The following is a 21,423-nucleotide window of genomic DNA, read 5'->3' as shown; positions in this document are numbered from 1 at the left end:
TCCGGTTCACAGACGGAGCGTCTGCGTGTACACCTCGCCGAAGCGGTTGGTCAGTTCCACACGGATTTCCTTCGCACCGTCCGACGGCATGAGGCGGAACAGGTGTCCCGTCTTCGGAGCCTTCGCACGGTTCTTCAGCTGCGCGGCACGCTCCTCGTCCGAGTCGATGAAACGCTCCATGTCGCCCATGGGTTTCCCGTCCTCGTACCACACCACGCGGCAGGCACTGTCCCAGTCCCAGACGTTGGCGACCACGAAGCTGCTCTGCGTCGTGAACTCGCCCCGGTTGTACAGACGGAACTGGTAGCCGAAGTCGCGGCGTGTGCCCTTGTAGTGCCACTTCAGCCGGTCGCCGTCAACATCGACCACCATGTAGCCGTTCGGTGCGCCACACTGGTTCACCCAGCCTGCCCACCAGGCACCGCAGGCAGCCCCGATGTTGTGCTCATAGAGCGTCGGGCTGACCTCGTTGTTCTGCAGGAAGTGGGTGTGCCCGCAGAAGACATGCACGTTGTAGCCCTCCAGCACCTCCTTCAGCGCGGAGGCATTGCGGATGTTCCCGCCCGGCTCCACGGTGTTCCAGGAGGAGGCGTGCATGTTCAGGATGACGAGGCTGCCTTCGGGCACATGGCTCAGGTCCTTCTTCAGCCACGCCAGCTGCGCCCCGGTGAGCGCTTCGATATACTTCTTGTTGCTCACGTAGTTGATGTTCTTCATGGTCACGATGTGCGCCTTGCCCACGTTGAACGAATAGTCCGTCGGGCCGAAGTAGCTGTGGTAGACCATTTCCCCATAGACCGGCGTCCCCGCCTCCATGTTGTGCAGGTCCTGGTAGCGCAGGTCGAAGTCATGGTTGCCGATGCACTGGAAGAAGGTCGCCCCCGTGTTCCGCAACGACTCCTTGTACTCGGGGTACAGCCCCATGTTGTCGAACACCAGGTCGCCGAGCGTCATGCCCACCACCTCGCGGCTCTGCTTCAGCGAGTCGATGGTCTCCTTCAGGTCCACGACCGCCTCCTGACGCCAGCGCTTCATCTCCCGTGCGTCGCGCACCTGCGGGTCGGACACGGCGATGTAGTAGAAGCGGTCCGACGCCTCCTTGCGCCGTTCCAGCCTGAAGTCGTGCCGGTTGCCGCCTGCCGCCAGCTGTCCCACGGACACATAGAATCCGTCCGCCAGTCCCTCCCGCTGCGGCAGTCGGTAAGCCGACGGCGTGGAGATGCTCACGAACTTGCTCACGGTGGTGTCCGAGTCGAGCGACCAGGCGCCCTTGCCGTCGGTCCGGGTGAAACGGACCCCGTCGTTGACCACCACCCCGGCTATGCCCTTGCCCTTCTCGTCGAGGACTTTTCCGGAAAAACTCAAAACAGAATGCTGCGCTGCAGCGCTCAGGCAGAGTGCCCACAAGGCAACTCCGAATGCCCCTAATCTAGCTGTCTCTTGATACATATATCGAATAGTTTTAGGAATATTTCAGAAAACTGCTGCAAAGTACGTCCTTCCCCGTTACAGCGCCGTGACGCCCCTGTGACAATCCTGTTCCCATCCTGTTACACCCCCGTGACAGTGGTCCCGGCGCATGCCCTCCGGTGTCGGGGCGGAAGGCGGCTCGCGGTTTGTCATTTCGTCGCTATTTTCCCTGTTTTCCTGTCACTTTTTCCCGATTCGGGGTTTTCAGCTGACGCGTACTTTCGTCATTTCGTCCCTTCCAGCGCGCAGTTGAATACATATTTTAAGACACGGATGTCCGGACAGGCTCCCATTTTTATTCCGTTAACACAAAAACGAGGGTGCGGACCCCTTCGCAGCGTCGTTCCAACCCGTTTTCACTTTCGTACGGACGCGTCCGTACCACCGTAGTCGTTCGTCCGCACCGTCGTACGGACGTGTCCGCACGAAAAAAGGCATCGGTTTTGTCTGTTTTCTTTACCTATTTTCATTTTCAGACGGACGGAGCCTTCCGTTTGTCCACTGTCGTCCTGACGTCCGCACGGACGGTCCCGGCAACGTCCCGTCGGCTGAACAGCCCTTCCGCTGAACAAAAGAAAGCGGAACGACGGGAAAGGCGACAACCTGCATTTTGCGAATCGCGCGAGAAGGGCCTTCCCGGTCACCAGCCCGCATTTTGGCGCAAGGAAGCCCCTTCACGGGCGCTTCGTTTGACATTTTGACATTCTGACACCGACGCCGCGACGGACCGGTGGCATCCTGCCGCCCCACATTCGCCGCCGGCATATCTTGCTGAAAGAGAAAGATTGTCTATATTTGCAGGTCCTCCGGACACACGCGCGGGACCGTCGGCTGACGGCACCGACGCGCACCCGCCGGCGAGGCGGAGAACCGACAACAAATCAAAACACTATAAAATGACAAACGAACTGTTTTCAACCCTCCCTTACAAAGTTGCTGACATTTCACTGGCGGAATTCGGACGTCAGGAAATCGATATGGCTGAGAAAGAAATGCCCGGACTGATGGCACTGCGCGAAAAATACGGCGAGACGAAGCCGCTCAAAGGTGCCCGCGTGATGGGCTCGCTGCACATGACCATCCAGACCGCCGTGCTCATCAAGACGCTCGTCGCCCTGGGTGCCGAGGTACGCTGGGCGTCCTGCAACATCTACTCCACGCAGGACCACGCCGCGGCTGCCATCGCCGAGATGGGCGTGCCCGTGTTTGCCTGGAAAGGCGAGACGCTCGCCGACTACTGGTGGTGTACGCTCCAGGCGATGAACTTCCCCGGCGGCAAGGGTCCGAACATGATTGTCGACGACGGCGGCGACGCCACCCTGCTCATCCACAAGGGTGTGGAGGCGGAGAAGGATGCGTCGGTGCTCGATGCCGACGTGCACGCCGAGGACGAGGTCGAGCTGCTCGCCCTCCTGCGCCGGGTACTCGCCGAACGCAAAGGCTACTGGCAGGCTGTGGCTGCCGAGGTGCGCGGCGTGTCGGAAGAGACCACCACGGGCGTACACCGACTCTACCAGATGAAGGAGGAGGGCAAGCTGCTCTTCCCCGCATTCAACGTCAACGACTCGGTGACGAAGAGCAAGTTTGACAACCTCTACGGCTGCCGCGAGTCGCTCGCCGACGGCATCAAGCGCGCCACCGACGTGATGATTGCCGGCAAGGTGGTGGTCGTCGCAGGCTACGGCGATGTGGGCAAGGGCTGCGCGCACTCCATGCGCTCCTATGGCGCCCGTGTGCTCGTGACGGAAATCGACCCCATCTGCGCCCTTCAGGCTGCCATGGAAGGCTTCCAGGTCGTGACGATGGAGGAGGCATGCACGCAGGGCAACATCTTCGTCACCACGACGGGGAACATCGACATCATCCGCATCGAACACCTGGAGCAGATGCCCGACCAGGCCATCGTCTGCAACATAGGCCACTTCGACAATGAGATTCAGGTCGACGCGCTCAAGCACTACCCCGGCATCCGCCGCGTGAACGTGAAGCCGCAGGTTGACCGCTATTACTTCCCGGACGGGCACTCCGTCATCCTGCTCGCCGACGGCCGTCTGGTGAACCTGGGCTGCGCGACGGGACACCCCTCGTTCGTGATGAGCAACTCGTTCACCAACCAGACGCTGGCACAGATTGAGCTGTTCAACCAGCCGTACCCCATCGACGTCTACCGTCTGCCGAAGAAGCTCGACGAGGAGGTGGCACGGCTCCACCTGGAGCGCATCGGCGTCCACCTGAGCCGGCTCACCCCGGAGCAGGCTGCCTACATCGGCGTCTCCGTGGACGGTCCCTACAAAGCAGAACATTACAGATACTAACCCTTCCTTTATGAACAAGCACTTCAAACTGATTTTGCCCGATGTCATCGCGGTGGTTGCCTTCGTGGTGCTCTCGCTCGCCTACTTCTTCCCGGCGGTGCTCGAGGGACGCGTACTGGCACAGCACGACGCGGTGGCAGGCATCGGCTCGGGCATCGAGATGCAAGAGTATCAACAGCGTACGGGCGAGCGCACCCGTTGGACCAACGCGCTCTTCGGCGGCATGCCTACCTATCAGATGGCGCCGAGCTACGACTCGACGGACCTGCTGAAGACCGTCGGGGACGTCTATCACCTCTATCTTCCGGGCAGCGTGTGGCTGGTGTTCATCATGCTGCTCGGGTTCTACATCCTGCTGCGCGCCTTTGACTTCCGCGTATGGATGGCCGCCCTCGGCGCCGTGCTGTGGGCATTCTCGTCCTACTTCTTCATCATCATTGCGGCAGGCCACATCTGGAAGTTCGTCACCCTCGCCTACATTCCGCCGACGATAGCGGGCGTCGTGCTCGCCTACCGCGGCAAGTACTTGTGGGGAGGCATCGTCACGGCGTTCTTCCTCGCTCTGCAAATCCTCTCGAACCACATCCAGATGAGCTACTACTTCGGCTTCGTCATGCTCTTCATGGCGATAGCCTTCGGCGTGGATGCCTGGCGGAAGAGGGAGATGCCGCGCTTCGTCAAGGCGACGTGCACGCTGCTGGTGGCAGCTGCCATCGGTGCCTGCGTGAACCTGTCGAACCTCTACCACACCTGGCAGTACAGCAAGGAGTCCATGCGCGGCAAGAGCGAACTGGTGAAAGCGGACAACGGGAACCAGACGGACAGCGGACTGGAGCGCGACTACATCACTGCCTGGAGCTACGGCATCGGCGAGACCTGGTCCCTCCTGGTGCCGAACGTGAAGGGCGGCGCGAGCAACCGCGGCGACAAGCCCATGCTGATGAGCGACAATGCCACGGCGATGGCAAAGGCGGACCCGCAGTTCAGCTCGCTCTACAGCCAGCTGACGCAGTACTGGGGCGAGCAACCGGGTACCTCGGGCCCCGTCTACGTGGGGGCGTTCGTGCTGATGCTCTTCGTGCTGGGCTGCTTCATCGTGAAGGGCCCGATGAAGTGGGCGCTGCTGGCAGCCACGGTGCTGTCGGTGCTCCTGTCGTGGGGAAAGAACTTCATGGGCTTCACCGACTTCTTCATCGACTACGTGCCGATGTATGCCAAGTTCCGTACGGTAGCATCCATCCTGGTGATAGCGGAGTTCACCATCCCGCTGCTTGCCATGATGGCGCTGCGTGAGGTGCTCTCGCGTCCGCAGGTCCTCCGCGAGCACCGGAAGGCGTTCGTGGGCAGCTTCCTGCTGACGGGCGGTGTCGCCTTCCTCTTTGCCGTGGCGCCGAAGGTGTGCTTCTCGTCGTTCATCTCTTCGATGGAGATGGGCGCGCTGCAGAACGGACTTCCGTCGCAGTACCTCACCGCGGTGCTGACGAACCTGACGGACATGCGCGTGGCGATGTTCACCGCCGATGCGTGGCGCAGCTTCTTCGTGGTGCTTGCCGGCACGCTGCTCATCGCCTTCTTCGCGTTGGGCAGGCTGAAGGCGAAGACGACCCTGGTGCTGGTCGGCGTGCTCTGCCTCGTGGACCTCTGGTCGGTGAACAAGCGCTACCTGTGCGACGAGATGTATGTCGAGCCCCGGGAGGTGGCACACAGCAAGCTGTTCAGCCCGTCAGCCGCCGACAAGGTCATCCTCAGCGACAAATCACTGGACTACCGTGTGCTCAACCTTGCGTCGAACACCTTCAACGAGAACGAGACGTCCTACTACCACAAGAGCGTGGGCGGATATAACGCCGCGAAGCTGCGCCGCTATCAGGAGATGATCGAGGAGCACATCGCCCCCGAGATGCAGGCCCTCTACAAAGAGGTAGCGACCGCCGGCGGCGACATGACGCAGGTGAACGACTCGCTGTTCCCGGTCATCAACATGCTCAACACGCGCTGGTTCATCCTTCCTGCCGCCGACGGGACGACCGTCCCCCTGCAGAACCCCTATGCCTTAGGCAACGCATGGTTCGTCAGCGAGGTGCAGGAGGTGGCAAATGCCAACGAGGAGATTGAGGCGCTCCACCACATCAACCCCCGTCATACGGCAGTGGTGGACAAGCGTTTCGCGTCTGCCGTCGGACAGGCACAACCCGTCGACTCCACCTGTACGGTGACGATGAAGTCCTATGACGCCAATCGCCTGACCTACGAAGTGAACTCTCCGAAGGGTGGCGTGGTGGTCTTCGCCGAGGTGTACTATCCCGGTTGGCAGGCATTCATCGACGGCGAGGAGGTGGCAGTCGGACGCGCCGACTACATCCTGCGTGCGCTCCAGGTGCCCGCCGGACGCCACGAGCTGGTGATGACGTTCGACCCGGTTTCGCTGCACACGACAGAGACCATCGCCTACATCGCCCTCGCCCTCATGCTGCTGGGCATCGTGGCAGGCATCGTGCTGCACGTGCGACGCGGGAAGCGTAAGTGATGCGCAACCCCTGCCTGAGAGCAAACGAGCCTCTGCCGAAGGTCGGCAGGGGCTCGTTTGGTGTTGGGGTGGGAGGAAGGTCCGCCCCTGCCCCAACAAGAAAGCCGCCCCACTCCCCCGTCAGGGGAAGCCGGGACGGCTTTTCTTATCAATTTAAAGAGAGGATATGAACTGTCCGTTATTTCGCTACGGCCTCGCCGACTACCTCGAACTCGTCGATGAGCAGTGTGCTGCCGCCTGCCCCCTTGAAGAGGTCACCCTCCTTGCTGGATGAGCAGACGATGGCGAGCTTGTACTTCTTGGCAGGGTCATAGGTCTTGCCTTCGAGCCAGGTGAACGGGATATCGAACGATGTCCAGTCTGCCTTTGCTGAACCGTCGGACAGGGCAGCTACTGCGACGCGCTTGTCAGAGTTGTTGATGTCGTGACCTGTCAACGTGAAGTCTTCGGTCTCAGCTTCGTAGAGCACTGCCTGGATGGCGCACTCATCGGTCTTGTCCACGGTGACAATGTTCTCCACGTCCGTGCCGTCAATGAACTTCTCACCCGGCGTGTACTTGTAGTAGCCCTTGAAGCGCAACGGCTTCTTGTCATAGGCGATGCCGAAGCGTGTACTGCTCAACTTGTCGGTTGTAGCCACCGACATGTCGAACTGGCCCGTGAACAACGAACCGGAAGTAATGGCGGGCACCAGGGTACTTGCCTTCGCACTTGTGTCCATCGTCACCAGACGGGCAGCGGCAGCACCTGCCACCTTGTCGTCGGTAGACTTGTAGACAGGCATGTCGGTAAACCCGAAGAGCTTCAGCATGCCTGCGCCTTCGGCACTGGAGGCCAACTCATTCGTCGGTTTCGGTTTGTCGTATGCGTTGCTGAGGAAGCTTCCTGCCACGCTTTCCCACTCGTCGAAGGAATACTTCAGCGATGCCATACGGGCGGGAGCCTTCACAACGTAGGTTGCCACGGTGCCGTTCTCCGCAACCACGGTGTAGGTCACGTCTTTGGAGAAGTCGGTGCCGTCGGCCTTGTAAGTTGCTCCGGCCGAAACCTCCACGGTGGCTTGCAGCGACTTCAGCTGCTCGTCGGTTGTGGACTCACTGACGCCGAACGTGATGGTATTGTCGTCATTGATGACCGGTTGCTGTGCCACGAACGAAGGATTGCCGGTGAAGGAGAATGCCGTCATCTTTGCCTCGCCACTCTCGTCGCCCGTCAGGCGTTCGCCGGTATAGGTCACGTTGATGGGAACCTGCATCCACAGGATGGTGAGCTTCGCCGTCACGGCACCATTGTCCACCGTACCTTCGGTCTCCACGGTGCAGTCGCCCACACCGCTGCCCAAGGTCAGTCCCTGGTTGCCGGTGAAGGTGTACACGCCCTTGTCGTCAAGTGTCACCGTCAGGCTGTCGAGCTGGATGTCGCCCAAGGGCATTCCCTGGAAGGAGAAGTCAGTCAGGAGCAAATCAACGGCATTGCCCTTGTTCTTCGTCACGGTGATGTTCTTCGGCTCGTCGACCACCAGGCTGCTTCCCATCATCTCAACGTTCAGCAAGCCTTTGTAGGTTCCGGCAACCTGCTCCTCGATGGGATAGGTCAGGCCCGGCACTTTCACCACATATTGCGTGGTCGTCTGACCGTCCTCTGAAACGACCTTGTAGGTCACTTCCTTCGAAAAGTCAGAACCGGAAGCCGTATAAGTGGCACCGGCGGAAACAACCACCGTCGGCACCAGCGTAGCCAGCTGTGCCTCGGTAGCCTGTTCGCTCACCGTGTACGTAATCGAGTTGTCACTGCCGATGACCGGTTGGGAGGTCACAATGGAGTTGGCAGCTACAGAGGGGTCAAAGGAGAAGCTGATCATCGCAGCCTCACTGCCCAGGATGGGATCGTCGTCGTCGCTACATGCCGCAAACGTGAAAACCGTACACAGCATCAGGAGCATGGTCTTGAAAAAATCTTTCTTCATCGTCTTCGTTGTTTAATATTATATTCTTACCTTGCAGACCGTTTCGCACAGTCCGGAAAATCGCTGCAAAGTTCTTATAATTTTGCACGTACGCAAAGCCACATTATTCCGATTCTGTGTCCCATTCTTAAGATTACGACCCATGACCAACCACGAACTCCCCAAATTCGACCTCCCCATCGACTTTGTCGTCACCGACGAAATACCCGTCGCACTGCTCCAGAACTACGCCCGCTTCCCGTGCAAGATAAAGGCGTGCCTCTTCATCCTGTGCACCCGGGGCGAGGTCCGCGCCACCGTGAACCTGACCCACCTGACCATCCGCACGGGGTCCTTTATCACCCTGCTGCCGGGCAGCTTCATCCAGGTCGAGTCCATCAGCAGCGACATCCATCTCTACGTGGTCGGCTACTCGTCGGAGTTCATGGCACGGTCGAACTACCTCAAGCTGGTCGTCGACGACTTCCACTCCATCCTCCAGCACCCCGCGCTCAGCCTGCCTCCGCGCATCACACGGCTCTACGAGCAGGCCTACCGTCTGCTGATGCGCACTGCCGCCATCGGCCGCATCGAGAACGACCGCGAGGTGCTCACCCCGCTGCTCTCGCTGTCGCTGCAGACCTGCCTGCGCCTGTACCACCACTATGTGCCACGCTGGGACGGGGAGCTGACGCGCGACCAGGAGATTTGTCGCGAGTTCGTCGTCCTGCTGCTGCACCACTACGCCCGGGAGCACACCGTCGCCTTCTACGCCTCGGCGTGCGGAGTGACCCTCCCGCACTTCTGTTCCGCCATCAAGCGTGCCTCGGGACGCACCGCCCTCTCGCTCATCAACAACTTCCTGATCATGAACGCCAAGGAGCTGCTCTCCACGAGCCGCAAGCCGGTCAAGGAGATTGCCTTCGAGCTGGGCTTCGTCAACCCCTCCCACTTCAACCGCTTCTTCCGCGAACACACCGGCATGACGCCGCAGACGTACCGGAACTCCTGAGGACGGACGCGGCGTCCGCCCATGAAAAATGGACAACCGGCAAGCCACCCCTGCCGGCTGCCGTCCGTGTGGGGAAACCGGCTGCTGCCGACCCCCGGCACACGACGACGTGCCGGCGTGAGAATGCCTTGTCAGTTGTCCATTCGTATCCGTCAGGGACGTCCGCCCCTGCTTACATCCGTTCGGGGACCTCGATGCCCAGCAGTCCCATGCCCAGGCGGACTATCTTGCCCACGTTCTCGGACAGGGCGAGACGGAAGAGCTTCAGGTTCTCGTTCTCCTCGCGCAGGATGCTGAAGTCGTGGTAGAACTGGTTGTACTCCTTCACCAGGTCATAGCAGTAGTTGGCTATGATTGAGGGGTTGTAGTCGGTCCCTGCCTGACGCACCACGCCGGCAAAGTCCGCCAGGAGCTGTATCAGCCCTTCCTCCTTCTCGCTCAGCTCCACGTTCTCCGGCAGACGGGCGGGGACGGTCAGTCCTGCCTCCGCGGCCTTGCGCAGGATGGAGCGGATGCGCGCGTACGTATATTGTATGAAGGGACCCGTGTTGCCGTTGAAGTCGATGGACTCCTTCGGGTTGAAGGTCATGTTCTTTCGTGCGTCCACCTTGAGGATGAAGTACTTCAGCGCACCCAGCCCGACGATGCGGGCGGTGTCGTCGGCCTCTTCACGCGACACCCCGTCGAGCTTGCCCAGCTCGGTGGACGTCTCGCGGGCGGTGGCGATCATCTCTGCCATCAGGTCGTCGGCGTCGACCACCGTACCCTCGCGGCTCTTCATCTTGCCCTCGGGCAACTCGACCATGCCGTAGGAGAAGTGCACGAGGCCCTTGCCCCACTCGAAGCCCAGCTTGTCGAGCAGGATGGACAGCACCTGGAAGTGGTAGTTCTGCTCGTTGCCCACGACGTAAATCATCTTGTCGATGGGATAGTCGCGGAAGCGCAGCTTCGCCGTGCCGATGTCCTGAGTCATGTAGACCGACGTCCCGTCGGCACGCAGCAGCAGCTTCTGGTCCAGCCCTTCGGGCGTCAGGTCCGCCCACACGGAGCCGTCCTCCTTGCGGTAGAAGAGCCCCTTCTCCAGCCCTTCGAGCACCTTCTCCTTGCCCTCCAGGTAGGTCTCCGACTCGTAGTATATCTTGTCAAAGCCGACGCCCATCATGCGGTACGTCTCGTCGAAGCCGGCGTACACCCAGCTGTTCATGCGCTTCCACAGGGCGCGCACCTCCGGGTCTCCGGCTTCCCACTTCACGAGCATTTCGCGTGCCTCCTTCATCAGAGGGGACGCCGCCTCGGCTTCCTCCTTGGTCATGCCCTTCTCCATCAGCTCAGCCACTTCCGCCTTGTAGTGCTTGTCGAACGCCACGTAGTAGTCGCCCACGAGGTGGTCGCCTTTCTTACCGGACGACTCGGGCGTCTCGCCGTTGCCGTACTTCAGCCAGGCAAGCATCGACTTGCAGATGTGTATGCCGCGGTCGTTGACGATGTTGGTCTTTACCACCCGGTTGCCATTGGCGGCGAGGATGTTCGCCAGCGCATTGCCCAGCAGGTTGTTGCGGACGTGCCCCAGGTGGAGGGGTTTGTTGGTGTTCGGCGACGAGTACTCGATCATGACCAGCGGCGAGCGGTCGGTCGCGTCCGTCAGTCCGTAACGTGCGTCCGCGTGGATGCTGTCGAGCAGCTCGACCCAGCATGCCGACGCCACCGTCAGGTTCAGGAAGCCCTTGATGACGTTGAATGCCGCCACGGCAGGCTCGTGCTCCTTCAGGTACGCACCAATCTCCTGTGCCGTCGCCTCGGGCGCCTTGCGGGAAATCTTCAGGAAGGGGAACACTACGAGGGTGAGATGCCCCTCAAACTCTTTCTTTGTCTTTTGCAGCTGCACCTGCGCGGGGGACACTTCCTGCCCGTAGAGTGCATGGATGGCCTCGATGACCGAAGCCCCTATTTTGTCTTCAATCTTCATAACGTATTGAATGCTTAGTTGCTTAGTTACTTCCTTATCGGCGGCAAAGATAGGAAGAAAAAACGAATCGGCACACCACCGCGCCCCGGCAACGCGGTTTCAATGGACAATTCCCGTCCGGGACATGAACAATTCCATCAGGCGGCGAATGTAGGGGCGACCTTTATCAATTGACAATTGACAAGGAACAATTGACAATTGCCCTTCGGCGTATGCCTGAATCCATCAGGCGGTGAATGTAGGGGCGACCGGTCTGGTCGCCCGGTCCAACGAACATCAATTGACAATTGTCAATTAAAACATCGGTTTTAACATTACATTTTCCCGATTTGCCGTTTTCAGGTAACGCACAAATCCGCAAATTCGCTCCAATTAGAAAAACGCGCGTTAAATATTTTAATATACATCCCTCGGAACGCATCAGAATAAACATACATTTACATAATTATACCGTTTCTAACGCAGAAAAAGCATCCGCCGAACCAATTTCCACGGTCAAAAGCACCTGTGACTGGCTTCGTAGGGACGAACGACTACCGTCGTACCGACGTGTCCGCACCGTCGTAGTCGTTCGTCCGTACGAAAACAGCCACCTGTCCCCATTTTTTAGAGCCCGAAGGGGCACGATTCCCGATGTGTGATTTTGCGTCCGTCCGTGTGAAAAGACCGACGGAAGGGAACGGACAGACAGGAAAATGGAACAGGAAGAAAGGGAATCGACGAAAATACCGTCAGTATGTATTTCACGAATCGCCCGAGAAGGGCCTTCCCGGTCACCAATCCGTATTTTGGTGCAACCGCGGGCATTCTCAGGCGGTTCATTTGACATTTTGTCAGAAGCGCAAAGCGCTTCTTCAATTGACAATGGACAATTGACAATTGACAATTATCTCCTTGTGGTCTCGCCCGTCGCACCGAACGGCAATTGTCCATTGTCAATTGTCAATTGTCAATTCTGTTATGTCGCCCCTACATTCACCGCCTTGTGGATTCAGGCACACGCCGCAGGGCAATTGTCAATTGTCAATTATCAATTGTCAATTAAATCGTTGGCAATTATAAAATAATATCATGTAAATTTGCCGCCGCATAAACACTCAAACCCTTTGAACGATGAAACTCTAGACGTGTGGAACGATGACGAAGAATGACAAAGAATTTGAATATCTGTTCAAGAGCAACTACACCCGACTCTACTACTACGCGCTGACGTTTGTCGACGACGCCGAGGTCTGCAAGGACATCGTGAGCGACGTGTTCGAGACGCTGTGGCACGACTATGACTCCGTGCGCCCCGACGGACGGATGGCGTACCTCTATGCCTGCGTCAAGAACCGGTGCGTGGACCACCTGCGCCGTAGGTCGGTGAAGCAACGCTACGTCCTGTTCTATGCCGCCGACGTCCGGGAGGGACTGCTCGGGACGGACCGCGAGCTGGAGGAACGGCTGCAACGGGTCGACAGGGTCATCAGCGGGATGCCGCCACAACGGCGCTTCGTCCTGGAACAGTGCTTCTTCCACAAGAAGTCCTACCGGGAGGTGGCTGCCATCCTGGGCATCACCACGGACGGCGTCAAACGGCACATCACCACGGCGCTGAGAAACCTGAGAGACGAATTTATGTTAAAGTGAGTACCTGAACCGGAGGCTCACACGTATAGGATTGTAAAGAACCTGACAATGGAAACAAACGACAAACATAGCGACGAGTGGCTCGACTGGCTGGAGGACGCGGACACAGCCGGCGACATCGGCAGACCTGCTGACGAGAAGGAGCTGGAACGCCTGCGCCAGGCGGTGCACGACTGCAACGGGGTCTTCGCACGGAGGCTGCACGCGGCGCCTGACACTGACCGCGCGTGGGAGGACTTCCGCCGACGGACGGATGGACGGCACCGGCGGCGCCGCAACGGATTCCTCGTGTGGGGCGGATGGACGGGCATGGCGGCATGCCTCGCCGTGCTGCTCTGGGTGTTCTTCACCCGTCCGCAGACCGACGGGCAGGCGGTGCTGATGTTCACTGCCGTGCACGACGAGCGGGGCGTGACCCTGTCGGCAGACAACGGGACGGTCTGGGAGCTGGACAAGCCGCAGGCGGCTGAGGCGCTGGAGGAACAGGGCATACGGACGGACGGGCGCGTGGCGGACTACCGGGAGGTGGAACGTGTGGAGATGCAGACCCTGACCGTCCCCCGCGGCAAGGACTTCCATCTCGTGCTGGCGGACGGCACGGAGGTGTGGGTGAATGCCGAGAGCTGCCTGCACTACCCCTCGCGGTTCACGGGCGGCGAACGGCGCGTCCGTGTGGAGGGGGAAGCCTACTTCCGCGTGGCACGCGACGAGCGTCACCCCTTCGTGGTCGAGACGACACAGTTCAGCACGCGCGTGCTGGGCACGGAGTTCAACCTCCAGGCTTACACCGACGCGCCCTCACACGTGACCCTCGTCCGGGGCAGCGTGGTGGTGCAGGACCCGGACGGACGGGAGGAAGTGAACCTGCAGCCGGGGCAGGAGTTCACGCTGAAGCCGGACGGCTCGTCGGAGCTGCATAACGTCGACCCCTATGCACGCACGCAGTGGAAGGAGGGATACTTCTACTTCGACCACGCGTCGCTGGAGGAGATACTCCGCGGACTGGGACGGTGGTACAACGTGGACATCGAGGTGAACGCCGACCCGGAGCTGCTCGACTTCCACCTGCACTATGTCGCCGACCGCAGGGGCACGCTGGAGGAGGCGTTGAAGCGCCTCAACGGACTGCAACGCCTGACAGCGGTCCTGGAGGGGAACCGCATCGTGCTCCGCTGACGGCTCAGGGCTGCAGCGGACGGCGCCCTGCCTTCCGGTACCAGAGGCAGAACCACAGCGTGGCGCCGATGACGGAGAGGATGGCGATGACGCCCGTGGCACTGACGGGGACGCCGAAGCCCTCGGGCGCGATGCAGATGTAGGTCGTGCAGACCGCCGTCATAAAGAGGGCGGGGAAGAACGTGACAAGGAAGGCAGGCTTCCGCCGCTCGCGCACCAAGTAGACGGTCACCGCCCAGAGCGTGAAGATGGACAGGGTCTGGTTCGCCCAGGCAAAGTAGCGCCAGATGATGTTGAAGCCCTCGGCGTCGCGCAGGCTGTAGATGAGCAGCCCCACCGCCAGGGTGAACATGGGGATGCAGATGTAGAGACGGCGTCGGATGGTGCGTTGCTCCATGCCGAGGAAGTCCGCCACGATGAGCCGCGCCGAGCGGAAGGCAGTGTCGCCGCTGGTGATGGGTGCGGCAATGACGCCGATGACCGCCAGCACGGCGCCCACGGTGCCAAGCCAGTCCTTCGTCAGGGCATCGACGATGACGGCGGCGTTGGTCTCTCCCATCCCATGGTCCTGGAAGAAGCAGGTGGCTGCCGCCGCCCAGATGAGGGCGACGATGCCCTCGGCTATCATCGCACCGTAGAAGACGGGGCGCCCGTGGCGTTCGCTGGTCATGCAGCGTGCCATGAGGGGACTCTGCGTGGCGTGGAACCCGCTGATGGCTCCGCAGGCGATGCTGACGAACATGATGGGGAAGATGGGCAGCGTGTCGGCGTCGGGGTGGGTGTTCTCCAGCCCGTGCCAGAGCTCGGGCAACGCAGGGTGGTGGACGTAGAGCATCACGAGGATGCTGACAGCCATGAAGAGCAGTGCGACGGCAAAGAGCGGATAAATCTTGCCGATAATCTTGTCGATGGGGAGCATCGTGGCAAGGATATAGTACAGGAAGACAACGACAATCCAGAAGGTCGTGTCGAGCGCGTCGGGCGTCAGCTTGGCGAGCAGGCCCGCGGGACCGGCGACGAAGACGGCTCCCACGAGAATCATCAGGATGATGGAGAAGACGCGCATGACCTGTTCGGTCGTCCGACCCAGGTAGCGCCCGATGATGTCGGGCAGGCTTTCCCCGCCGTGACGGAGCGAGAGCATGCCCGAGAGGTAGTCGTGCACGGCGCCGGCGAAGATGCTTCCGAGGACAATCCAGAGGAAGGATGCGGTGCCGAACTTGGCGCCCATGATGGCGCCGAAGATGGGTCCGAGGCCCGCAATGTTCAAGAACTGAATCATGAAGATCTTCCACGTCGGCAACGCGATGAAGTCCACGCCGTCGGCTTTGGTCAGGGCGGGTGTCGGGCGGTCGTCGGGACCGAAGAGGCGCTCCATGAAGCGGCCGTAGAGGAAGTAGCCGGCAATGAGCGCCAGCAGGCAAAGTGTAAAGCTCAGCATAGTGTGTCTTTCTTTTTGTTCGTATACAGGTTCATCTCTCTAATAGTCTGACGCCGGAAAGGCAGTACAGGTTCCGGATTGTCATTCCGGCGCAAATGTAGGTGTTTTTTTGTTTCGGCGGAAGGGCTGACGGACATTCTTTCGGGCCGGCGGGAGCACAAACTTCAATTTTCTTTCAAATTTCTTCACTTTTGCAGTACCCATTTCCCAGGTGTGTACGTATAGAGGTTAAACAGCGCGAATATTTATTAACTTAACACGAATCATGCATGGAACAGCTACTTAAGCAACAACTGCATCAGAGAGTAAAATGGTGCCTGATGGTGGTGCTCGCGCTTTGCGTCAGCCTTCCCACCTCGGCACAGGGCACCTTGAAGGAGCGGCTCTCCTTCGAGTGTACGAATGAAAGCCTGGCATCGGCTTTCCGGAAACTGGAACAGGCGTCCGGCTACAAAATCCTGTTCACCTACGAGGACGTGCAGTCCTACCGTGCCACGGTGTCGGTGAAAGACAGTCCCGTGAGCGACATCATGGACGCACTCATCGCAGGGCATCCGCTGACCTACCGCCTGGAGGGGAGCTACATCACCGTGGTGCCTGCCCGGCAGACGGGGAGCACCGGCGCCGCACGGTCTGCCACGGGAAAGGTGAGCGACGTCGGGGGGAACCCCATCCCGGGTGTGTCGGTGGTCTCGGACGACGGAAGCCTGAAGGGCATCACCAGCGCCGACGGAACGTTCGCCATCAACCTCCCCGCGGGGAAGGACGTGCGGTCGTTCGCCTTCTCGTTCATCGGCATGAAGAGCAAGACGGTCGCCTTCAAGGGACGTCCGCTGAGCGTCACCCTGGAGGAGGACGCGCAGACGGTGGACGAGGTGGTCGTCACGGGTATCTTCGAACGTAAGAAGGAGGGCTTCACCGGCTCTGCCAACCGCATGACGGGCGACGAGATACGCAACCTCTCGTCGGGCAACATACTCAACGCCATCACGATGCTTGACCCGGGCTTCCGCATGGGGGACAACATGCTCTCGGGCTCCAATCCCAGCTCCGTGCCCGACTTCACCATGCGCGGACAGTCGAGCATGGGCGACTATTCGACCGACGAGACGGTCATCATGCGTGGCGACATCGACACGCGCCCGAACCAGCCGCTGTTCGTGCTCGACGGCATTATCGACGTCGGTGTGACGAAAATCATGGACCTCGACCCGGCACAGATTGAGAGCGTGACGCTCCTGAAGGACGCCGCCGCCATGGCCATCTACGGCTCACAGGCGTCCAACGGTGTCGTGGTTGTCGAAACGAAGGCACCCGAGGCGGGACGCTTGCGCGTGACCTACAACGGCAACTACAAGGTGGAGTATCCCGACCTGACAGACTACCACCTGCTCAATGCCGCCGAGAAGCTGGAGCTGGAACGGCGCGCGGGCTACTATGACGAGAGCGGGACCATCACCAACGTGGAGAACCGCTACGACGTGTACCGGCGCAAGTACCTGGAGGTGCAACGCGGCGTGGACACCTACTGGCTCTCCCAGCCGCTGGAGACCGTCTTCGCACACCGCCACGGCATCAACCTGGAAGGCGGAACGCAGGAGCTGCGCTACAAGATATACGCCGGACTGAACGACGCCCCGGGCATCATGCGCGGTACGGGCGTGAACGGCAAGAGCGTCAGTGTCGACATCCGCTACCGCTACAAGGGGCTGCTCATCAGCAACATCGCCTACGTGGACTATACCACCTCGGACCGGACGTCGCCCTACGGCACCTTCGACCAGTACGCGCGCCTGAACCCCTACTACCGCATTCGCGACGAGCACGGGCAAATCCAGCAATACCTGGAGCAGGCAGTCTATGACGAGAGTGGCATCAACTCCGCCGGCATGACCGTGGGGAACCCCATGTACAACACGCTCTACAACTCCATCGACCGCAACGTGGCATTCGAGGTGCGCGACGCCTTCCGCGCCGAGTACTCGCCCCTGCAGAACCTGCGCCTCGCCATGGACCTCACGGTGACGAAGACCACGTCGGACACCGACATCTTCAAGTCCGCCAACCACACCGACTTCATCGAGGTGACCGACCTGGAGGAGCGCGGCTCCTATCGCTGGACGAACGCCACGTCGCTCGACTGGGACCTCGCCTTCACAGCCAGCTATAATAAGGTATGGCAGAACAGACACGTACTCGCCACCTTCTTCCGCTACAACATCAAGGAGACCAAGGACCACAGCGCCGGCGCCTATGCCACCGGCTTCCCCAACGACAACATGGACGAGGTGTTCCTCGGTGCGAAGGTGCAGCAGAACGAAGGCAGTGAGAACACCACCCGCTCCTTCGGCGGCGTGGCGACGTTGAGCTACACCTATGACCAGAAGTACGCCGTCGACGTGAACGGGCGTATGGACGCCTCTTCGGAATTTGGACGGAACAACCGCTACGCCCCGTTCTGGTCGGCAGGTCTCCGCTGGAACGCCGACAAGGAGAGCTGGATACACCGCCTGGGCTTCGTCGACGAACTGGTGCTGCGCGCCACCTACGGTGTGACGGGCGAACAGGGCTTCCAGGCTTACCAGGCACTGCAGATGTACAACTACTCCAACTCCATGCGCATCTACCAGAGCTCCGACGTGGTGGGCACGCTGCTCTACGGCATGGGCAACCCGGACCTGAAGTGGCAGACGACCGACTCGTGGAACGTGGGCCTGGACTTCACCCTCTTCAACAACCGGCTGAGCGGACGCTTCGAGTACTACTACAAGCTGACGGAGAACACCGTGCTCGACTATTCGCTCGCACCCTCCATCGGCTTCAACACCATCAAGGACAACGTGGGCAACATCTCGAACGAAGGTTACGAGTTTACCCTGCGCTGGATGCCCTACTACAACGTGGCACAGCAGATGAACCTGAGCTTCGTGGTCAACGGAAGCCACAACAAGAACACCATCAAGAAGATTTCCAACGCCCTTCGTGCCCGCAACGAGGAGCAGATGCAGGAGGACCCCGACAACCCCAACAAGCTGTCGCGCCCCCTGCCGCGCTACGAGGAGGGCTACTCGCAGTCCATGATCTGGGCGGTCCGCTCTCTGGGCATAGACCCGATTACCGGACGCGAAATCTTCCTGACACGCGATGGGGAACGCACCAGCGAGTGGAACGCCGCCGACCAGGTCCCCGTGGGTGACACCGAACCGGACCTGCAGGGCACCATGAGCCTCAACTTCAACTGGAAGGGGCTCAGCGTGAACGTCGCCGCACAGTACCGCTACGGCGGACAGTACTACAACAAGACCCTCGTGGACAAGGTGGAGAACGCCGACCTGCGCTACAATGTCGACCGCCGCGCCTACACCGACCGCTGGCAGAACGTGGGCGACCTTGCCGTCTTCAAGGCAGTGACGCAGGACGTCAACGGCTCGCAGACGAAGGCAAGCACCCGCTTCCTCATGGACCAGAACGAGCTGGTGCTCAACACCATCAACATACAGTACCGCTTCGAGCAGCGCTACACTCCGTGGATTAAGCGACTCGGCTTGAGCAGCGCCAGCGTGGGACTCTACATGGAGGACCTCTTCCACTGGTCGACCATCCGGCAGGAGCGGGGCATCGAGTACCCGATGTCGCGCCAAATATCCATGTCACTCAACTTAACCTTCTAACACAACGTGCAAACAATGAGAAAACTATACTACCTCGCAGCCTGCCTGCTGGCGCTCTGCACCTCATGCAGCGACTGGCTGGACGTCAAGCCAAAGACGAACGTGGAGGAAGAGGACCTCTTCAAGAACGAACAGGGTTTCAAGGAAGCCCTCACGGGAATCTACATCAAGATGAGCGAGACACAACTCTACGGACGGGAACTGACCTACGGATTCCTCTCGCAACTCGCACAGAACTATCTCTCGGACGGTAACGAACTGGCGGACTACTACCAGGACACGTGGTACACCTACCCGTCGACGCGTACGGAGACCTACATCAACGACTTCTGGACGGAGGGCTACAACACCATCGCCAACATCAACAACCTGCTGGCGAACATTGAGAGCAGGGGCGACGTCATCGTCACCGACGGCTATCACGACCTCATCAAGGGCGAAGCGCTCGGACTGCGCTCATTCATCTACTTCGACCTGCTGCGCATGTACGGGCCCATCTACCGCGACAACGCCTCGTCGCCCTCGCTCCCCTACCGCACGCAGTTCGACCGCAACGTCGCCAAGCTGTTGCCGGCAACGGAGGTCATCGACAGCATCATCGACTGCCTGCATGAGGCGGAGGCCCTGCTGGAGAACGACCCGATGAACATCTCCTTCCCCACACACGGCGAGGACACCAGCATCGACCCCTTCCTCAACTACCGCTTCAACCGCATGAACAAGTATGCCGTCAAGGGAGAGCTCGCCCGAGCCTACCTGTGGAAAGGCGACAAGACCAATGCCGCCCGCTATGCACGGGAGGTCATCGACGCGCAGAAGCCCGGGGGAGGGGACATGTTCACCCTGATTTCCGATAACACACAGGACAAGATATGCTCCACCGAGCTGATGTTCGCCATCAATATGGACTCCAACACCTTTGCCGACCGCATCGAGAGCGAGTTCGCCATCACCATGTGGAACTACTACATCATCACTGACGTCAATTTCCTGTACGACATCTTCGACGTCGAGACCGACGGACAGAACGACATGCGCATGAAGGAAGGCATGGGCTTCAGCATCAACGCCAACGGCGCCTACACGCTGAAGTACAATCAGAACCAGCTCTTCTCCTTTGCCCTGGAGAACAACATCCCCCTCATCCGCCTGCCGGAGATGTACTACATCCTTGCCGAGTGCACGGACGACCTCGGCGAGGCGACCAGCCTCATCTCCACCGTGCGCACCCTGCGCGGCGTTGACGCCCTGGAGACCTTCCGCAACGACACCGAGCGCATGCAGGCCATCGAGAAGGAGTACCGCAAGGAGTTCTATGCCGAGGGACAGCTCTGGTTCTTCTACAAGCGGCTGGGCTACACCACCTTCCTCGGCTGCCCCATTGCCAACATGACCGAGGGACACTACCGTTTCCCGCTGCCCGACGACGAGATAGCCCTGGGCAACATCTACTAACCACCATACGCTAACGATTATGAAGAAGCTCACATACATCCTGCTCCTCTGCCTGACGGCGTTCCTGCCCGCCTGCAACGAGGAGGAAATCGCGCCCTACAGCGACGCCCTGGGCATCAACTTCCTCGCCTGGGACAGCTACGGACAACCGGTAGACAACTACCAGAACCTGACCACGAGGGTCAACTTCTACAACTACTATGCCGCCAAAGGGATGGCATTCACCGACACCACGACGAAGGTCTGCGTGCAGCTCGAAGGCATCATCCCCGACCATCCGGTCAACGTACGCCTGCGGGTCGTCGAGGATGAGGGATACCCCCTCGCCGACGTCACCCTGCCCGGAGACTCCGCCATCGCCGCGGGCGAATACCGGCGCACCATCACCTTGGGCATCCGCAAGCCCGAAGTGGCGGACACCGAGTATCGCGCCATCCTCACCTTCGACTATGAGAACTCCGACGTCGTGCCCGGCACGAAGGAACGTCAGCAGTACACCCTCATCCTCACCGACGAGACGGACTGGGAGTCCATGTACGTCGATAACGCAGACGAGTGGAACAGCTACTACGCCGCCACACTGGGCACGTTCGGACCCGTCAAGGCGCGCTTCATCCTCGTCGCCATGGGCGAGGCAGGCTACAGCGCCGACAACGTCACGACCATCTACAACCTCACACAGATGATGCCCTCCTACGGCTTCGGACGTTACATGAGCATCCTCACCTCCGCCCTCGACGAGTGGAACAGCACACACGACACACCGCTCGCCGAAGCCGACGGCACACCGGTATCATTCCCTAACAACTAACG

Annotated in this window: 12 protein-coding genes; 8 read left to right on the top strand and 4 right to left on the bottom strand. The window is 60.1% G+C overall.

Going from position 1 to position 21,423, the window contains the following annotated elements:
* Positions 1–6 precede the first annotated feature (6 nt).
* Entirely contained in the window at positions 7–1,449 is a 1,443-nt protein-coding gene (locus C8275_RS03450; RefSeq protein WP_106484109.1) for a calcineurin-like phosphoesterase family protein, read from the bottom strand.
* A 917-nt stretch (positions 1,450–2,366) separates the two neighbouring features.
* Here C8275_RS03450 and ahcY point away from each other — a divergent pair.
* Together ahcY and C8275_RS03440 are read left to right on the top strand one after the other, a co-directional pair.
* A complete protein-coding gene (gene ahcY / locus C8275_RS03445) occupies positions 2,367–3,785 on the top strand; it encodes an adenosylhomocysteinase (RefSeq protein WP_022384756.1) in 1,419 nt (472 codons plus the stop codon).
* A 10-nt stretch (positions 3,786–3,795) separates the two neighbouring features.
* Positions 3,796–6,312 (top strand): YfhO family protein, encoded by a 2,517-nt coding sequence (locus C8275_RS03440; protein ID WP_106484108.1) that lies wholly within the window; start codon positions 3,796–3,798, stop codon positions 6,310–6,312.
* Between the two features lie 178 nt (positions 6,313–6,490).
* Here C8275_RS03440 and C8275_RS03435 read toward each other — a convergent pair whose 3' ends face one another.
* The gene (locus C8275_RS03435) at positions 6,491–8,278 is read right to left on the bottom strand and encodes a PCMD domain-containing protein (protein ID WP_106484107.1); all 1,788 of its coding nucleotides are present in this window, start codon (positions 8,276–8,278) and stop codon (positions 6,491–6,493) included.
* Between the two features lie 142 nt (positions 8,279–8,420).
* Between C8275_RS03435 and C8275_RS03430 the strand changes: the two genes are divergently transcribed.
* Positions 8,421–9,269: a helix-turn-helix transcriptional regulator gene (locus C8275_RS03430; protein WP_022384748.1), complete on the top strand. Its 849-nt coding sequence runs from the start codon at positions 8,421–8,423 to the stop codon at positions 9,267–9,269.
* A gap of 172 nt (positions 9,270–9,441) precedes the next feature.
* On the opposite strand, the gene argS is transcribed toward C8275_RS03430, so the two are convergent.
* The gene (gene argS, locus C8275_RS03425) at positions 9,442–11,235 is read right to left on the bottom strand and encodes an arginine--tRNA ligase (RefSeq protein ID WP_022384747.1); all 1,794 of its coding nucleotides are present in this window, start codon (positions 11,233–11,235) and stop codon (positions 9,442–9,444) included.
* Positions 11,236–12,372: 1,137 nt separating this feature from the next.
* Between argS and C8275_RS03420 the strand changes: the two genes are divergently transcribed.
* Both C8275_RS03420 and C8275_RS03415 read left to right on the top strand, forming a co-directional pair.
* Positions 12,373–12,867, top strand: a complete 495-nt coding sequence (locus C8275_RS03420; protein ID WP_106484106.1) for a sigma-70 family RNA polymerase sigma factor — start codon at positions 12,373–12,375, stop codon at positions 12,865–12,867.
* Positions 12,868–12,915: 48 nt separating this feature from the next.
* On the top strand, positions 12,916–14,043 hold the full coding sequence (locus C8275_RS03415) for a FecR family protein (RefSeq protein ID WP_106484105.1): 1,128 nt from the start codon (positions 12,916–12,918) through the stop codon (positions 14,041–14,043).
* A 4-nt stretch (positions 14,044–14,047) separates the two neighbouring features.
* Here the strand turns inward: C8275_RS03415 and C8275_RS03410 are convergent, their stop codons facing one another.
* On the bottom strand, positions 14,048–15,484 hold the full coding sequence (locus C8275_RS03410; protein WP_106484104.1) for a carbon starvation protein A: 1,437 nt from the start codon (positions 15,482–15,484) through the stop codon (positions 14,048–14,050).
* A gap of 269 nt (positions 15,485–15,753) precedes the next feature.
* On the opposite strand from C8275_RS03410, the gene C8275_RS03405 reads away from it, so the two are divergent.
* Genes C8275_RS03405 through C8275_RS03395 form a run of 3 tightly spaced genes read left to right on the top strand, consistent with a single transcriptional unit; the run spans position 15,754 to position 21,421 of the window.
* Positions 15,754–19,155 (top strand): SusC/RagA family TonB-linked outer membrane protein, encoded by a 3,402-nt coding sequence (locus C8275_RS03405; RefSeq protein ID WP_106484103.1) that lies wholly within the window; start codon positions 15,754–15,756, stop codon positions 19,153–19,155.
* A 15-nt stretch (positions 19,156–19,170) separates the two neighbouring features.
* Entirely contained in the window at positions 19,171–20,610 is a 1,440-nt protein-coding gene (locus C8275_RS03400) for a RagB/SusD family nutrient uptake outer membrane protein (protein ID WP_106484102.1), read from the top strand.
* Positions 20,611–20,629: 19 nt separating this feature from the next.
* Complete coding sequence (locus C8275_RS03395; RefSeq protein ID WP_106484101.1) at positions 20,630–21,421, top strand: hypothetical protein; 792 nt, start codon at positions 20,630–20,632, stop codon at positions 21,419–21,421.
* Positions 21,422–21,423 lie beyond the last annotated feature (2 nt).

The organism is Bacteroides sp. Marseille-P3684, assembly GCF_900291465.1.
GTDB lineage: Bacteria > Bacteroidota > Bacteroidia > Bacteroidales > Bacteroidaceae > Phocaeicola_A.
This window is presented reverse-complemented; position numbering and strand designations above follow the sequence as displayed.

Excerpts from the sequence above, each read along its gene's own strand:
- C8275_RS03450 (WP_106484109.1), bottom strand. The coding sequence starts at position 1,449 with ATGTATCAAGAGACAGCTAGATTAGGGGCATTCGGAGTTGCCTTGTGG.
- ahcY (WP_022384756.1), top strand. The coding sequence starts at position 2,367 with ATGACAAACGAACTGTTTTCAACCCTCCCTTACAAAGTTGCTGACATT.
- C8275_RS03440 (WP_106484108.1), top strand. The coding sequence starts at position 3,796 with ATGAACAAGCACTTCAAACTGATTTTGCCCGATGTCATCGCGGTGGTT.
- C8275_RS03435 (WP_106484107.1), bottom strand. The coding sequence starts at position 8,278 with ATGAAGAAAGATTTTTTCAAGACCATGCTCCTGATGCTGTGTACGGTT.
- C8275_RS03430 (WP_022384748.1), top strand. The coding sequence starts at position 8,421 with ATGACCAACCACGAACTCCCCAAATTCGACCTCCCCATCGACTTTGTC.
- argS (WP_022384747.1), bottom strand. The coding sequence starts at position 11,235 with ATGAAGATTGAAGACAAAATAGGGGCTTCGGTCATCGAGGCCATCCAT.
- C8275_RS03420 (WP_106484106.1), top strand. The coding sequence starts at position 12,373 with ATGACGAAGAATGACAAAGAATTTGAATATCTGTTCAAGAGCAACTAC.
- C8275_RS03415 (WP_106484105.1), top strand. The coding sequence starts at position 12,916 with ATGGAAACAAACGACAAACATAGCGACGAGTGGCTCGACTGGCTGGAG.
- C8275_RS03410 (WP_106484104.1), bottom strand. The coding sequence starts at position 15,484 with ATGCTGAGCTTTACACTTTGCCTGCTGGCGCTCATTGCCGGCTACTTC.
- C8275_RS03405 (WP_106484103.1), top strand. The coding sequence starts at position 15,754 with ATGGAACAGCTACTTAAGCAACAACTGCATCAGAGAGTAAAATGGTGC.
- C8275_RS03400 (WP_106484102.1), top strand. The coding sequence starts at position 19,171 with ATGAGAAAACTATACTACCTCGCAGCCTGCCTGCTGGCGCTCTGCACC.
- C8275_RS03395 (WP_106484101.1), top strand. The coding sequence starts at position 20,630 with ATGAAGAAGCTCACATACATCCTGCTCCTCTGCCTGACGGCGTTCCTG.